Genomic DNA, 14,679 nt, shown 5'->3' on the forward strand with positions numbered 1-14,679 from the left:
TCGTCCTCAATCGCCGGACGGGCTGATTCAGCCCGTCCGGCGATTGAGGACGAGGCGCGTTCAGCGCCGACAGGGGGTCCAGGGGCGCAGCCCCGGGACGGGTGCCCCACCCAAAGGAGCGGCCCTGCAAGGGGGTTGACCAGCCACCGGTCAGGCGCCCCCGCCCGTGAAAAGTGACCGTAAGACGAATCGCTCGTTTTGCTGAACGTGTCGTCCCAAGCGCAGTCCCCGGAAGCCGCCCCCAAGACCGCCGCCGCCCCCGTCGTCGACGTGGACCAGGCCGAGGCCGCTCTCGTCGAGCACTACCCACGGCTGGTCCGGCTCGCCTACCTGGTGCTGCCGCCCAGCCTCGGCCGCAACCGCCGGGTGCTCACCGCCCACGCGCTCACCCAGCGCGCCCTCCCCCGCAACCGCACCACGGGCGACGCCGCCGTCGTCCCGGGCCAGGGGGCACCTCCCACGCCCTCAAGGCAGTGGGGGAGCAGCGCGGAGGGCGGGCGCAACGGGGACCCGGGCTACGCCTTCGTACGCCTGCGGGTGCTGCGCACCGCGCTGGAGGCCGGGCTTCCGCTGCGCCGCAAGGCGTGGCCGAAGCGGGCCCAGCTGCCGCCGCTGCTGCCGCACGTGTGGGGCCTGCGGCTCTTCCCGCGTTCGGGGGGCGCCGATGAACTGGCCCTGGATCAGCGGCTTTCCGCGCTGTCCGGGCCCGCCCGCGCCGCGTACGTGCTGCGCGGCCTGGAGCAGCTGGGCGACACCGACGTACGGAAGGTGCTGGCCGCCGCGGGGCTCACGGAGGCGGCCGCGGCGGACGCCCTCGTGGAGGCCGAGTCCGTGGCGCCGCAGTACGCGCTGCTGGACTCCCCCGAGTTCGACCCCTGCTCGCTGCAGGCGCGGCCCACCGACCTGATGCGGCGCAGGCAGCACATGAAGGCCGCCGGGGTCGCGGCCGCCGCGGCCCTGCTGTGCGGGGCGCTGCTCGGGCTCCCGGGCGACGGCTGGGGCCCTGACGGCGCCGCCGCACCCCCGTACGCGCAGAACCCGGCGGGTCAAGCGGCCCTGGACCCGGGCCAGTTGACGAAGGTCGCGCCCGCCGCGTGGAAGCGTTCGGCGCGCACCGACTTCTCCGTGTGGCCCGCGCGCGGATCGCTCACCGGCGACAAGGCGCTGCTGCGGCGGGCCCTCGCGGTGTGGGCGCGGCCCGGCGAGTCGGTGCAGGTCTCGGCGACGCCCGCCACCCCGGCGGGCGCCCCGCCCGGGCCCGCCCAACTGCTGTACGCGGGCGAGGTCGACGCGGCGCGCGTGGTGCTGTTCTACGACGGTCTGCGGCTCGTCCGGTACGCCGAGCCCGCGTCGGGCACGGCGGGCGCGGCCCTCGACTTCGCGCGGGTCGACGGGGCGACGGGGGCGGAGGCGGGGGCCGTGGTGCTGAACCGCGCCGACGGCAACGTCCGCTATCTGACGGCGCCCTGGGTGAGTGGCGCGTCGGTGCGGGACCTGCTGAAGCCGGGGGCCGCGGCGTCGTCCCTGCACCGGTCGGCCGACGGCGTGACGAGCCCCTTCACGAGCCCCGCGCTCGCCCGTACCTGCGCGTCCTGGAACACGCTGCAGCTCCGCGACAACAGCGGCACGTCGCGCCTCATGACCGACCTCGGGGAGCTCGCCCCCGCCCACCTCACGTCGGGCGGCCCGGCCGCGCCGCACGAGGCGAGCCCCGCGGCGTGGTCGCGGCTCGCCTGCTCGCTGGCGTCCGTGCGGGCGCACGGGGTGCGGTCGGTGAACTCCTGGAGCTACGCCCGCCAGACGCTGCCCGAGGGGAACGGGGCGGCGGAGTGGGCGTGTACGCGGGCGGAGACGTGGCGGGGCGGCGGGAGCCGGGTGCTCGCGCAGTTCGCGGGGCCCGGTTCCGGGGCGGCCGCGGTGGCGGCCAAGGCGGAGGACTCCCCCGCCTGCGGCGAGCGCGATCCGCTGGTGCTTGCGGGGGTGCTGTGGAAGTCCCGGGCGGGGCAGTGGTATCTGCTCGGCGCCGGGAGCAAGGGGGTCACTTCGGTGACGGCCTCGGGGGGCAAGAAGGTGCCGGGCAACGTGCTGGCGGTGCCGACGAAGCGGTCGGCGAAGGCGAGCTTGAGCGGACGCCTGGCGAACGGGGCGAAGGTGTCGACGCTGCGCTGACCCATCGCGACGGGAAAAGGGGCCGCACACCCCCTACCCCCCGCCACCTACCCATCAGTACATTGACGCCATGTCTAATACGAAGAGCCGGTCGACGGAGCCCGAGCCCATAGTCGAGGAACGCGTGCCGCTCAAGGCGCGCAAGGTCTCCTTCTCCTGGGAGGACACCCCCCTCCACTGGGTCCCGGACGACCCCTTCACGACGCACACCATCAACGTCCTGCACCTCCTGCTCCCGGCGGGCGAACGCTGGTTCGTGCACGTCTACAAGCAAGTCCTGCCGTACATCACCGACGACCGCCTCCGCGAGGACGTCATCGGGTTCATCGGCCAGGAGGCCATGCACTCGCAGGCTCACGACGAGGTCCTGCCCCACCTGAGGGAGCAGGGCCTCGACCCCACCCCCTACACCGCCCAGGTCGACTGGCTCTTCGAGAAGCTGCTCGGTGACCGGACCCTCCCGCCGGGCAAGCCCCGCACGTGGTGGCTCATGGAGCGCGTCGCGATGATCGCGGCCATCGAGCACTACACCGCCTTCCTCGGCGACTGGGTGCTGAACGCCGACGAGTTGGACCGGCGCGGGGCCGACCCCACCATGCTGGACCTGCTGCGCTGGCACGGGGCCGAGGAGGTCGAGCACCGGTCGGTCGCCTTCGAGCTCTTCATGCACGTCGACGGGGGCTACCGGCGCCGCGCCAGGACCTGGGCCACCGCCTTCACCGCCCTCGTCTTCCTCTGGCAGCGCGGCGCCCGCTTCTTCATGGAGAACGACCCGACGCTCGTCGACGGCAAGGCGAGCTTCAAGGACTTCTACCGGCGGGGGCGCGCGGGGACGCTGCCCACCACCGGCGCCATGATCCGCTCCATCCCCCGCTATCTGAGCCGGAGTTACCACCCCTCCCACGAAGGCAGCACCGAGCAGGCCGTCGCCTACCTCGCCTCCTCCCCCGCTGCCCGAGCCGCCGAGAAGGGTGCCGCCTGACATGCCCCGCCCCCGCATCCGCACCGTCCTCCTCGTCGCCGGAGCCGCCCTCACCGCCCGGCGCGTCCAGCGGGCCATGCGGCGCCGCATCGACGGCTCCCCGCTGTGGCCGCTGCCCGCCCTGGAGGAGCCCGTCTCCGGGCGGCCCCGCTCGCGCGCGCTCACCCTCACCGTCGCGCGGCACGAGACGGTCGCCGAGGGCGTCGTCCAACTGCGCCTGGAAGGGCCGGACTTGCCGCCCTGGGAGCCGGGGGCCCACCTCGACCTCGTGCTGCCCTCGGGGCTCGTACGGCAGTACTCCCTGTGCGGGGATCCGGAGGACCGGTCCTCCTACACCCTCGCCACCCGGCTCATCGGCCCGGACGAGGGAGGCCGCGGCGGCTCGCGCGAGGTGCACGAGGAGCTGCGGGCGGGCGCCGAGGTCGAGGTGCGCGGGCCGCGCAACCGGTTCCCGCTGGCCGACGCGCCCGCGTACGTCTTCGTGGCGGGCGGCATCGGGATCACCCCGATCCTGTCCATGGTGCGGGCCGTCGAGGCCGCCGGGAAGGACTGGCGGCTGCTGTACTGCGGGCGCACCCGGGCCTCCATGCCCTTCCTCGAAGACGTGCACAAGCTCGGCGGAACGCCCGGCGGGGCCGCGGAGGGCCGGGTCACCGTCGTCGCCGAGGACGAGAGCGGGCGGCCCGATCTCGACGCCTACCTCGCCACCGGTACCGGCCCCGCCGGTGCAGCCGGTGCCGCCGGTGCCGCCGTATACGTCTGCGGGCCCGAAGGGCTCATGGACGCCGTCGCCGGCGCCCTGCCCGAGGGGTGCGCACTGCACCTGGAGCGGTTCGCGCCGCACACCTCGTCCGACGGCAACACCGCCTTCGAGGTCGAACTGCGGCGCAGCAAGCGCACGGTGGCCGTCGCCGCGGACACCACGGTGCTCGCCGCCGTGCGCGAGGAGCTGCCCAACACCGCGTACTCCTGCGAGCAGGGCTTCTGCGGGACCTGCCAACAGCGCGTCCTGGAAGGTGAGATCGACCACCGTGACGAGCTCCTCACGGACGCGGAGCGTGGCGACGCGATGCTGATCTGTGTCTCCCGGGCCCGTGGCGAGCGGATCGTGCTCGACATGTGAGACGCGCGATCCGGAAGGCGAACGGGCCGAAGGACCTGGGCCGTTGGGCACCCGGCCGCGCTCGGTAAGGTGTTCGCATGACAACCGGGGTGCGCCGCAGGATGGGAGTCGAGGAGCGGCGGCAGCAGTTGATCGGGGTCGCGCTCGATCTGTTCAGCCACCGCTCTCCCGACGACGTCTCCATCGACGAGATAGCAGCGGCCGCGGGCATCTCGCGCCCGCTGGTCTACCACTACTTCCCCGGGAAGCTCAGCCTGTACGAGGCGGCGCTGCAGCGGGCGGCCGACGATCTCGCGGAGCGGTTCGTGGAGGCCCACGAAGGGCCGCTCGGCGCCCGGCTGCTGCGGGTCATGGAGCGGTTCCTGTCGTTCGTGGACGAGCACGGGCCCGGGTTCTCCGCGCTGATGCGGGGCGGACCGGCGGTGGGGTCCTCCACGACCAACGCCCTCATCGACTCCGTACGGCAGGCCGCCTACGTCCAGATCCTCGCCCACCTGGGCATCGAGGATCCGCCGGCCCGGCTTGAGCTGGTCATCCGCTCCTGGATCTCGCTCGCCGAGTCGACGGCCCTGATCTGGCTGGACGGCCGCCGCATCCCGCGCGCCGAGCTGGAGCTCCAGCTGGTGCACGACTTCGCGGCGCTCACGGCGGTCAGTGCCGCGTACGACGAGGAGATGGCGGCCGTGCTGCGCCGGGTCCTTGCGGCGGAGCCCGCGGACGGGCCGTTCGCCGACCTGATCGCCCGCCTCTTCGCGCTCGCCCCGCAGCCGGCCGCCGCCCCCTGAGCCGCGGGGGCTCGCGTCAGGCTTGCTGCGCGAACTTCCGGTAGGTGACGTCGAGTTCGCGGACCTCGGCGGAGGCGTGCAGGGTGCGCCCCGGGGTCGGCTTCACATGATCCCGTACGAGTTCCAGGGCCGCCTCCGAGAGCCGCGCCCTGACCTCGGCGGGGCGGCCGGGCAGCAGCCCGATCACGAGGTGCACGACGTCGTGGCCGTCGGCCGCGGCGCCCACGACGGTCGTGTCGGTGCGCACGAAGCGGGCCTTGCAGGCGTCGAGGGGGACGTTGTCGACCGTCTCGTGGAGCAGGGTGTGCAGGGCGAGCGCGAGGCCGCCGCGGTCGAAGGAGTCGGTGAGCTGCTCGGAGTAGTCGACGGTTATCTGCGGCATGGAGACCTCCTGCGTGCGCGTGCCCGAACGGGCAGCCTTACCGTGATCGTCATGACAGTACAGCTGGTGGTCCGCAGGGCGGGCGAGAGAGATGTCACCACCCTCGTGGACCTCTTCGACGGGGCGGCACGCTGGATGCTCGACCACGGCATCGAGCAGTGGCGCCCCGGCGAGCGGGACGCCGCGCACTTCCGCAAGCGGATCACCGCCGGCGAGGACGAGGTCTGGCTCGCCCACCGCGACGGCGCCGTCGCCGGTGCCTACGAGTTGTGGTGGTCCGACGAGGAGGCGTGGGGGCCGCAGCCGCCGGTCGCCGGGTACGTGCACCGGCTGATGACGCACCGCGCGGCCCCGCCCGGGACCGGCCGGCTGCTGCTCGCCGACGCCGAGCGGCGGATCCGGGACGCGGGGCGCGCCCTGTCCCGCCTGGACTGCGAGTCGGCCAACCCGCGGCTGCGGGCGTACTACGAAGGGGCCGGGTACGCGGCCGTCGGCGAGCCGCGGAAGAAGGAGAACGGGGAGCGGAAGTACAGCGTGATCCGCCTCGAAAAGCCGCTCGGCTAGCCCGAGTTGTGCAGGCGGAGCGCCAACAGGGCGATGTCGTCGTCCCGTTCGTGCCCGAAGCAGTTCAGGAGCGTGTCGCACAGGGCGGTGACGCCGAGGGGGGCGTCGGCCGCCGCGGTGCGCAGGTGCTCCATGGAGATGGCGAGGTCGGTGCCGCGGTTCTCGATGAGGCCGTCGGTGACCATCAGGAGCCGGTCGGCGGCGGTGAGCGCCGTCTCGGTGGGCGGCGGGCGGTCCAGGCCGAGGCCGAGCAGCGGTCCGCTCGCCGCGACGTAGCGGGCGTCACCGGTGTCCTGGACCAGGAGCGGCGGGATGTGGCCCGCGTTCGCGACGCGGGCCCGGCCCGTGTCCGGGTCGATGAGGGCGAGGCAGAGCGTGGCCGTGACGTCCGGGTGGTAGCGCTGCAGCATCCGGTCCAGGCACCGGGCCAGGACGGCCGGGTCGGACTCCTCCAGGCAGTACGCGCGCAGCGCGTGGCGCAGCTCCACCATCACGGTCGCGGCGTCGAGGGAGTGGCCGACGACGTCGCCGATCGCGGTGAGCAGCCCGGCGTCGGTGGGCATCGCGGCGTAGAAGTCGCCGCCGATCTCCGTGTGCCGGGAGGCGGGGACATAGCGGACGACGACCTCGGCGCCCGGCATCGGCGGCAACCTCGCGGGCAGGAAGCTGTGCTGGAGGGTCAGGGCGACGTGGCGTTCCTTCTCGTACATGAGCAGTGGCTCCGCGGCGAGGGCGGTGGCGTGGGCGAGCCGGTCGACGAGCGCGGCGGTGTCGGGGGTGGATTCGGCGCGGTTCGCGGGGGTGGCGATGCAGACGGGGAAGCAGCCCTCGGCGGTGCGGGCGAGGGCGAGGCGGGCGTCGTCGGGGTCGGTGTCGTGGCCCGCGAGGTCCTCGGGGCGGAAGAAGCCGGGCGGCCACAGCGGGGCGGGCACGACGGTGGAGCGGATCCGGCCGCGCCCGGAGGTGAAGCGGCGGACGAGGCGGACGACGGCCTGGTGCGCCTCGTCGCCGGGCAGGGAGGCGGCGGTGCGGCGCCGGGACAGGCCGTGGCGCAGGGCCCCGTCCGCGCCGGGCACGAAGACGACGGCGGGCCCGCCGGTGAGCCGCTCAGCGCCGACCGCGGCGACCTCGGCGAGCTCCCGCAGACAGCGCGCGGTCTGCACCTCGATGACCGCCCCGGCGAGCAGCGTGAGCCGGCCCGCGTGGTCCTGGGCCGCGGTGCGGTCCCGGGCGCCGCGCGCCGCCGCCCGTACGACCGCCTGGATCTCTTCCGGTTCGGCGGGCACCGTCAGATATGCCTCGCCGCCCGAGTCGAGGCCCCGGCAGCGGTCGGCGGGCGCGAGGGACGCCGCCGAGAAGTGCACGACGGGCAGCGCGGAGGTGGCGGGGGACGCCTTCAGGCGGCGGCACAGTTCGTAGCCGTTCATGTCGGGCAGGCCGACGTCGACCAGGGCCACGTCAGGCAGTTCGCCGGTGCGCAGCCGCAGGTCGAGCTGGATGAGCGCCTCGCCCGCGCTGGCCGCGAGCACGACGCGGTGCCCGTCCCGCCGCAGGACGGCGCCCAGGGCGTATCGGCTGGCGGCGACGTCGTCGACCACCAGGACGGTCGTATCAGCCGTTGAGTCGACACTCACGCGTGCTGCCCCTCGGGGTGAGGGCGGGTCAGACCCCCCTCGGGCCTGCTCGACCACGCTAAACCCTCCGCCCTCGCCCGGCGAGCGGTCGGGCGCCGCATCCTCCTTGCGGTGGACCGGCGGCGAACTCCCGTCACGCACGCCCCCCTTGACGGTAAGATCTGCTCTTTCCCGGGCCCCTCGTGACCTGCACCGGGTGCGCGACGTTGACCGGACTGACCGGAATGTCTGTCTCCGCATCGACCACTGTCCGCCTCCGCACCGACCGCAGCAAGGGACGTCATGACGCAGCACGCCACCGACGCACGCCCCACCCCGCACCCCGACCCGGCGGACGCGCACCGTCAGTGGTGGCGCGGCGCGGTCATCTACCAGGTGTACCCGCGCAGTTTCGCCGACGGGAACGGCGACGGCATGGGCGATCTGCCGGGCGTCACGGCCCGCCTGCCCTATCTGCGCGACCTGGGCGTGGACGCCGTGTGGCTCTCCCCCTTCTATGCCTCGCCGCAGGCCGACGCGGGCTATGACGTGGCCGACTACCGTGCCGTGGACCCGATGTTCGGCACCCTCACGGACGCCGACGACCTGATCCGCCGGGCCCACTCCCTGGGCCTGCGCGTCATCGTGGACCTGGTGCCCAACCACTGCTCGGACCAGCACGAGTGGTTCGAGCAGGCCCTGCGCGAGGGCCCCGGCTCGCCGCTGCGCGACCGCTTCCACTTCCGCCCCGGGCGCGGCCCCGACGGCGAACTCCCGCCCAACGACTGGGAGTCGGTCTTCGGCGGCCCCGCCTGGACGAGGGTCTCCGACGGCGCGTGGTACCTCCACCTCTTCGCCCCCGAGCAGCCCGACTTCAACTGGGAACACCCCGCCGTGCGCGAGGAGTTCCGCTCCGTCCTGCGCTTCTGGCTCGACCTCGGCGTGGACGGCTTCCGCGTCGACGTGGCGCACGGCCTGGTCAAGGCGGCCGGCCTGCCGGACGTCGGCCACGGCGAGCAGGTCAAGCTCCTCGGCAGCGAGGCCGTGCCCTACTTCGACCAGGACGGCGTGCACGAGATCTACCGCGACTGGCGCACCATCCTCGACGCGTACGCCGAAGGGGAGGACGGCGCGCGCATCGCCGTCGCCGAGGCATGGACGCCGACCGTGGAGCGCAGCGCCCGCTATCTGCGCCCCGGCGAGCTGCACCAGGCGTTCAACTTCGCCTATCTGACGACACGTTGGGACGCCGCGGAGCTGCGCGCCGTCATCGACCGCTCCCTGGACGCGATGGCCGCCGTGGCCGCGCCCGCGACCTGGGTGCTCTCCAACCACGACGTGGTCCGGCACGCCACGCGCCTCGCGGACGACGGGGCGTGCGGGCTGCGCCGGGCCCGCGCCGCGACCCTCCTCATGCTGGCCCTGCCCGGCTCCGCCTACCTCTACCAGGGCGAGGAGCTGGGCCTGCCCGAGGTGACGGACCTGCCGGACGAGGTGCGCCAGGACCCGGCGTTCTTCCGCGGCTCGGGCCAGGACGGCACCCGCGACGGCTGCCGGGTCCCGCTGCCCTGGTCCGGGGAGCGCCCGCCCTTCGGCTTCGGCCCCGTTCCCGGGGGCCCGTCCTGGCTCCCGCAGCCCGCGTCCTGGAAGGACCTGACCGTCGAGGCCCAGGAGGGCGACCCGGACTCCACGCTGGAGCTGTACCGCGCGGCCCTCGCCCTGCGCCGCGCCGACGGGGCCCTGGGCGCGGGCTCGGCCGTGGAGTGGCTGGACGCCCCCGAGGGTGTCCTGGCCTTCCGGCGTACGGGTTCCGGGGGCGGAGGCGGCGGTACGGATTCCGGGGGCGCCGTCGTCTGCACGGTGAACCTGACCGGCGCCGACGTCACGCTGCCCACCCCGGGCCGCCTCCTGCTCGCCAGCGCCCCGCTGCGCCGCCCCGGTGCCCGCGAGACGGTCCTGCCCGCCGATACGACGGCTTGGTGGGCCGACATGTAGGGTCCGGTCCCGTGACCGCACGGCTGGCCGACATCGCTGCGCAGGCGGGGGTCAGCGAAGCGACGGTCAGCCGCGTGCTCAACGGCAAACCGGGCGTCTCCGCGGCCACCCGCCAGTCCGTGCTTGCCGCGCTCGACCTGCTCGGCTACGAGCGTCCGGTGCGGCTGCGGCAGCGCAGCGCGGGCCTGGTCGGGCTGATCACGCCGGAGCTGGAGAACCCGATATTCCCGGCGCTCGCCCAGGTCATCGGGCAAGCCCTGACCCGGCAGGGGTATACGCCGGTGCTCGCCACCCAGACCCCCGGCGGGTCCACGGAGGACGAGCTGACCGAGATGCTGGTCGACCGGGGCGTCGCCGGGATCATCTTCGTCTCGGGGCTGCACGCGGACACCACCGCCGACATGGAGCGCTACGAGCGGTTGCGCGCTCAAGGGGTGCCGTTCGTCCTCGTCGACGGCTTCTCGCCCGAGGTGCGCGCGCCGTTCATCTCCCCCGACGACCGGGCGGCGATGCGGCTCGCGGTCACGCATCTCGTCTCCCTCGGTCATACGCGCATCGGGCTCGCCCTCGGCCCGAAGCGGTTCGTGCCCGTACAGCGGAAGATCGAGGGCTTCGTGCGCACGGTGCGTGACCAGCTGGGCCTGGCGCCTGCCGACATCGAGCTACGTCTCGTACAGCATTCGCTGTACACGCTGGAGGGCGGCCAGGCGGCGGCCTCCGCGCTCCTGGACCGCGGCTGCACCGCCGTCGTGTGCGCCAGCGACATGATGGCGCTGGGGGCGGTGCGGGCGGCGCGGCAGCGGGGTCTGGAGGTTCCGGACGACGTCTCGGTGGTGGGATTCGACGACTCCGTGCTGATCGCCTTCACGGATCCGCCCCTGACGACGGTGCGCAAGCCGGTGCCCGCGATGGGCCAGGCGGCGGTGCGCACCTTGCTGGAGGAAATCGCGGGAACGCCCGCGCCGCACAGCGAATTCGTCTTCATGCCGGAGCTGGTCGTCCGGGGTTCAACTGCCTCGGCCCCCACGGGACCGAATCGTCCGCAGGACGTAGAGAATGCGCAGTGAACCCAACCAAGGGATGATCGGTCGAAGGGTGGGGATCTGGCAGACTCTGTCCACATGGGTGAGATGACTGTGACGACACTGGAAGGCCAGGAGCGGCCCCCCAACTCACCCGTCGCGGGCGAGGAGCCACGGAGCCGTGACGGCCGCGCGCTGCTGCGCCGACTGCGCACTCCACGCCGTCCGCGCCTCTGGTTCGAGATCCTGCTGATCGCGGTGAGTTACTGGACGTACTCGCTGGTGCGCAACGCGGTCCCGGAGCAGAAGGCCCAGGCCCTGAAGAACGCGGACTGGATCTGGCAGGCCGAGCAGCACCTCGGCATCGCGGTGGAGCAGTCCGTCAACCACGCGGTGAATTCGGTGACATGGCTGATCACCGGCATGAACTACTACTACGCGACACTGCACTTCGTCGTCACGCTCGGCGTCCTCGTCTGGCTGTTCCGCTCCCACCCGGGGCGGTACGCGGCGACGCGCCTGGTGCTCTTCGCGACCACGGCGGTCGCGCTCCTCGGCTACTACCTGTATCCGCTGGCGCCGCCCCGCCTGATGAACGGACAGGACTTCATCGACACGGTCGTCGTCCACCACACCTGGGGCTCGATGGCCTCCGGCGACCTGAAGCACATGTCGAACCAGTACGCGGCGATGCCGTCCATGCACATCGGCTGGTCCCTGTGGTGCGGGCTCACGATCTTCGCGCTCGCGTCGGTGCCGTGGGTGCGGGTGCTCGGGCTGCTCTACCCGGCCGCGACGCTGATCGTCATCGTCGCGACCGCCAACCACTTCTGGCTGGACGCGGTGGGTGGCATGCTCTGCCTGGCCTTCGGCTTCCTGGTGGCGCGGCTCTGGTACGGGCACCTGCCGTACGCGCTCCCGAAGCACGTCGAGCCCGTCCGACAGGCGAAGCCCCGTAAGCCCGCCTACGCTCCATAGAAGCGCTCCTCCACCACCGCCCGCGCCCTGCGCGTGATGCGCCGGTAGTCGTCGAGCATGTCCCCGATGTGCCCCGCGTCGTACCCGAGGTAGCGGCCGACGGCGCCCAACTCCCGTACGTCCGAGGGGAACGTGTCGCCCGCGCGGCCGCGCACCAGCATCACCGCGTTGCGCACCCGGGTGGCCAGGACCCATGCCTCGTCCAGGGTCGCGGCGTCCTCGGTGGGGATGAGCCCGGCCGCGCAGGCCGCCGCGAGGGCCTCGCGGGTGCGGGTGGTGCGCAGGCCCGGCTCGGCCCAGGCGTGCTGGAGCTGGAGCAGCTGCACCGTCCACTCGACGTCGGAGAGGCCGCCCCGGCCCAGCTTGGTGTGCAGGGTGGGGTCGGCGCCGCGCGGCATCCGCTCCGACTCCATGCGGGCCTTGAGGCGGCGGATCTCGCGGACCGCGTCCTCGCCGAGCCCCTCCGCCGGGTAGCGCAGCGGGTCGATCAGCTCGACGAAGCGGCGGCCGAGGTCCTCGTCGCCCGCGACGGGCTCGGCGCGCAGCAGCGCCTGGGACTCCCAGACGAGGGACCAGCGCCGGTAGTACGCCGCGTACGACTTGAGGGTGCGCACCAGCGGGCCCGACTTGCCCTCGGGGCGCAGGTCCGCGTCGATGAGGAGCGGCGGGTCGGCGCTGGGCAGGGCGAGCAGGCGGCGCATCTCGGCGACGACGGTGGCGGCGGCGCGCGCGGCCTCCTGTTCGTCGGCGCCCTCGCGGGGCTCGTGCACGAACAGGACGTCGGCGTCGGAGCCGTAGCCCAGTTCGTGGCCGCCGAAGCGGCCCATGCCGATGACGGTGAAGCGGGTGGGCAGGGTGTCGCCCCAGCCGTCGCGTACGACCGCGCGCAGCGTGCCCGCGATGGTGGCCGCCGTCAGGTCGGAGACGGCGCCGCCGACCCGGTCGACCAGGGCTCCCTGGTCCCCCTCGGCGGGGCTGTCCTCGGTGCCGTACGAGCCGATGATGTCGGCGGCGGCGGTGCGGAACAGCTCGCGGCGGCGGACGCCGCGGGCGGCCGTGACGGCCTGTTCGGCGCCGTTCGCCCGGCCCACCGCGGCCAGGACCTCCTGGGTGAGCGGGGCGGCGGCGCGGGCCTCCAGGCCACGGGGGTCGCCGAGCAGGGCGACGGCTTCGGGGGCGCGCAGGAGCAGGTCGGGGGCGAGGCGCCCGGCGGACAGGACGCGGGCGAGGTTCTCGGCGGCGGCACCCTCGTCGCGCAACAGGCGCAGGTACCAAGGGGTCTTGCCGAGCGCGTCGGACACCTTGCGGAAGCCGAGGAGGCCCGCGTCCGGGTCGGCGGAGTCGGCGAACCAGCCGAGCAGGACGGGCAGCAGGGTGCGCTGGATGGCGGCCTTGCGGGTCACACCGGAGGCGAGGGCCTCCAGGTGGCGCAGGGCGGCGGCGGGGTCCGCGTAGCCGAGCGCGACCAGGCGTTCGCGGGCGGCGTCGGTGCTCAACCGGGTCTCGCCGGGGGCAAGTTGGGCGACGGCGTCGAGCAGCGGCCGGTAGAAGAGCTTCTCGTGCAGCCGGCGCACCACGGAGGTGTGCCGCTTCCATTCCCGCCCCAGGTCCGTGATGGGCTCAGTGCGCATGCCCAGCGAGCGGCCGAGGCGGCGCAGGTCGGCGTCGTCCTCCGGCACCAGGTGGGTGCGGCGCAGCCGGTAGAGCTGGATGCGGTGTTCGAGGGAGCGCAGGAAGCGGTAGGCGTCGTCGAGCTGGGAGGCGTCGACGCGGCCCACGTACCCGCCCGCGGCGAGCGCGTCGAGGGCCACGAGGGTGGAGCCGCTGCGCAGGTTCTGGTCGCTGCGGCCGTGCACCAACTGCAGCATCTGGACGGCGAATTCGACGTCGCGCAGCCCGCCGGGCCCGAGCTTGAGCTCCCTGTCGACCTCTCCCGCGGGAATGTTCTCGACGACTCTGCGGCGCATCTTCTGCACGTCGGCGACGAAGTTCTCGCGCTCGGCGGCCTGCCAGACGAGCGGGCCGATCGTGTCGACGTACTCCTGTCCGAGCTCCGCGTCCCCGGCGACCGGGCGGGCCTTGAGGAGGGCCTGGAACTCCCAGGTCTTGGCCCAGCGCTGGTAGTACGCGAGGTGGCTGCTCAGGGTCCGCACGAGGGGGCCGTTGCGGCCCTCGGGGCGGAGGTTGGCGTCGACGGGCCAGATGGTGCCCTCGATGTTCGTCTCGGAGCAGATCCGCATCATGTGCGAGGCGAGCCGGGTCGCGGCCTGGATCGCCTTGCCCTCGTCGGCACCGGCCGCGCCCTCGGCGGGCTCCGCGACGAAGATGACATCGACGTCCGAGACGTAATTGAGCTCGTGGCCACCGCACTTGCCCATCGCGATGACGGCGAGGCGGCACTGCGCGGCGTCGGCGGGCGCGGCCTTCTCGGCCTGCGCGAGCGCGGCCCGCAGCGTCGCCGTGGCCAGGTCCGCGAGCTCGGCGGCGGCCTCGGCGACGTCGGTGGTGCCGCACACGTCGCGGGCCGCTATGGCGAGCAGACAGCGGCGGTAGGCGACGCGCAGCGAGACCGGGTCGGTGACCTCGGCGAGCCCGGCCTCGAACTCCTCGACGCCGGGGTGCAGATCGGCCGACTCGTACGTGACCAGGGCCCGCCAGTCCCGGGGGTGGCGGGCGAGGTGGTCGGCGAGGGCCTCGGAGGCACCGAGCACGCCGAGCAGGCGGTCGCGCAGGGGCTTGGCGGTGACGAGGGTGTCGAGCAGCTCGCGGCGGCCGGTGTCGCCGCCGGACTCCTGCTCCGCCTCGACGAGGCGGACCAGGCCGAGCAGCGCCAGGTCCGGGTCGGCGGTGGCGCCGAGCGCGTCGAGGAGCAGCGGGTCGGAGCGGACTTGGGCGAGCGCGGGCGCGTCAAGGAGCCGCTCGGCCGCCGAGGGGTCGGTGAAGCCATGCCGGAGGAGCCTCGTGAACGTGCTGCTTCTCCGGCCCTGCGGCACCGTCATTCCGCGCCTCCGTTCGATCATTCCTGGGCCTGAGCCTACCGAGAGCGGCAGCAAAGGGCTCCGCATG

Annotated in this window: 11 protein-coding genes; 8 read left to right on the plus strand and 3 right to left on the minus strand. The window is 73.7% G+C overall.

The genetic code is table 11. The annotated features are described in order from the left end of the window. Positions 1 to 207: 207 nt before the first annotated feature. The 4 genes from ACQB60_RS02600 to ACQB60_RS02615 all read left to right on the plus strand — a co-directional run bounded on the left by ACQB60_RS02600 (position 208) and on the right by ACQB60_RS02615 (position 5,059). Complete coding sequence (locus ACQB60_RS02600; protein ID WP_496924133.1) at positions 208 to 2,169, plus strand: hypothetical protein; 1,962 nt, start codon at positions 208 to 210, stop codon at positions 2,167 to 2,169. A 70-nt stretch (positions 2,170 to 2,239) separates the two neighbouring features. Next, entirely contained in the window at positions 2,240 to 3,151 is a 912-nt protein-coding gene (locus ACQB60_RS02605) for a metal-dependent hydrolase (RefSeq protein WP_496924134.1), read from the plus strand. Between the two features lies 1 nt (position 3,152). After that, the gene (locus ACQB60_RS02610) at positions 3,153 to 4,274 is read left to right on the plus strand and encodes a PDR/VanB family oxidoreductase (protein WP_496924135.1); all 1,122 of its coding nucleotides are present in this window, start codon (positions 3,153 to 3,155) and stop codon (positions 4,272 to 4,274) included. Positions 4,275 to 4,351: 77 nt separating this feature from the next. Continuing rightward, a complete protein-coding gene (locus ACQB60_RS02615; RefSeq protein ID WP_496924136.1) occupies positions 4,352 to 5,059 on the plus strand; it encodes a TetR/AcrR family transcriptional regulator in 708 nt (235 codons plus the stop codon). A 16-nt stretch (positions 5,060 to 5,075) separates the two neighbouring features. Here the strand turns inward: ACQB60_RS02615 and ACQB60_RS02620 are convergent, their stop codons facing one another. Beyond that, a complete protein-coding gene (locus ACQB60_RS02620; protein WP_496924137.1) occupies positions 5,076 to 5,441 on the minus strand; it encodes a 5-carboxymethyl-2-hydroxymuconate Delta-isomerase in 366 nt (121 codons plus the stop codon). A 51-nt stretch (positions 5,442 to 5,492) separates the two neighbouring features. Between ACQB60_RS02620 and ACQB60_RS02625 the strand changes: the two genes are divergently transcribed. Beyond that, positions 5,493 to 6,005: a GNAT family N-acetyltransferase gene (locus tag ACQB60_RS02625; protein ID WP_496924138.1), complete on the plus strand. Its 513-nt coding sequence runs from the start codon at positions 5,493 to 5,495 to the stop codon at positions 6,003 to 6,005. Here the strand turns inward: ACQB60_RS02625 and ACQB60_RS02630 are convergent. Beyond that, the gene (locus ACQB60_RS02630; protein WP_496924139.1) at positions 6,002 to 7,639 is read right to left on the minus strand and encodes a SpoIIE family protein phosphatase; all 1,638 of its coding nucleotides are present in this window, start codon (positions 7,637 to 7,639) and stop codon (positions 6,002 to 6,004) included. The two genes, ACQB60_RS02625 and ACQB60_RS02630, sit on opposite strands and share 4 nt — an antisense overlap. 282 nt (positions 7,640 to 7,921) lie before the next feature. Here ACQB60_RS02630 and ACQB60_RS02635 point away from each other — a divergent pair, with 282 nt between their 5' ends. From ACQB60_RS02635 to ACQB60_RS02645, 3 genes are read left to right on the plus strand one after another with little or no spacing between them, the layout of a single operon-like run. Next, entirely contained in the window at positions 7,922 to 9,613 is a 1,692-nt protein-coding gene (locus ACQB60_RS02635; RefSeq protein ID WP_496924140.1) for a glycoside hydrolase family 13 protein, read from the plus strand. An 11-nt stretch (positions 9,614 to 9,624) separates the two neighbouring features. Beyond that, a complete protein-coding gene (locus ACQB60_RS02640) occupies positions 9,625 to 10,680 on the plus strand; it encodes a LacI family DNA-binding transcriptional regulator (RefSeq protein ID WP_496924141.1) in 1,056 nt (351 codons plus the stop codon). Positions 10,681 to 10,734: 54 nt separating this feature from the next. Beyond that, positions 10,735 to 11,613, plus strand: a complete 879-nt coding sequence (locus ACQB60_RS02645; protein ID WP_496924142.1) for a phosphatase PAP2 family protein — start codon at positions 10,735 to 10,737, stop codon at positions 11,611 to 11,613. Here ACQB60_RS02645 and ACQB60_RS02650 read toward each other — a convergent pair. Next, positions 11,601 to 14,612, minus strand: a complete 3,012-nt coding sequence (locus ACQB60_RS02650; RefSeq protein WP_496924143.1) for a bifunctional [glutamine synthetase] adenylyltransferase/[glutamine synthetase]-adenylyl-L-tyrosine phosphorylase — start codon at positions 14,610 to 14,612, stop codon at positions 11,601 to 11,603. The two genes, ACQB60_RS02645 and ACQB60_RS02650, sit on opposite strands and share 13 nt — an antisense overlap. Positions 14,613 to 14,679: the final 67 nt, after the last annotated feature.

The sequence above is a fragment of the Streptomyces odontotermitis genome (assembly GCF_050510915.1).
Taxonomy (GTDB): Bacteria; Actinomycetota; Actinomycetes; order Streptomycetales; family Streptomycetaceae; genus Streptomyces.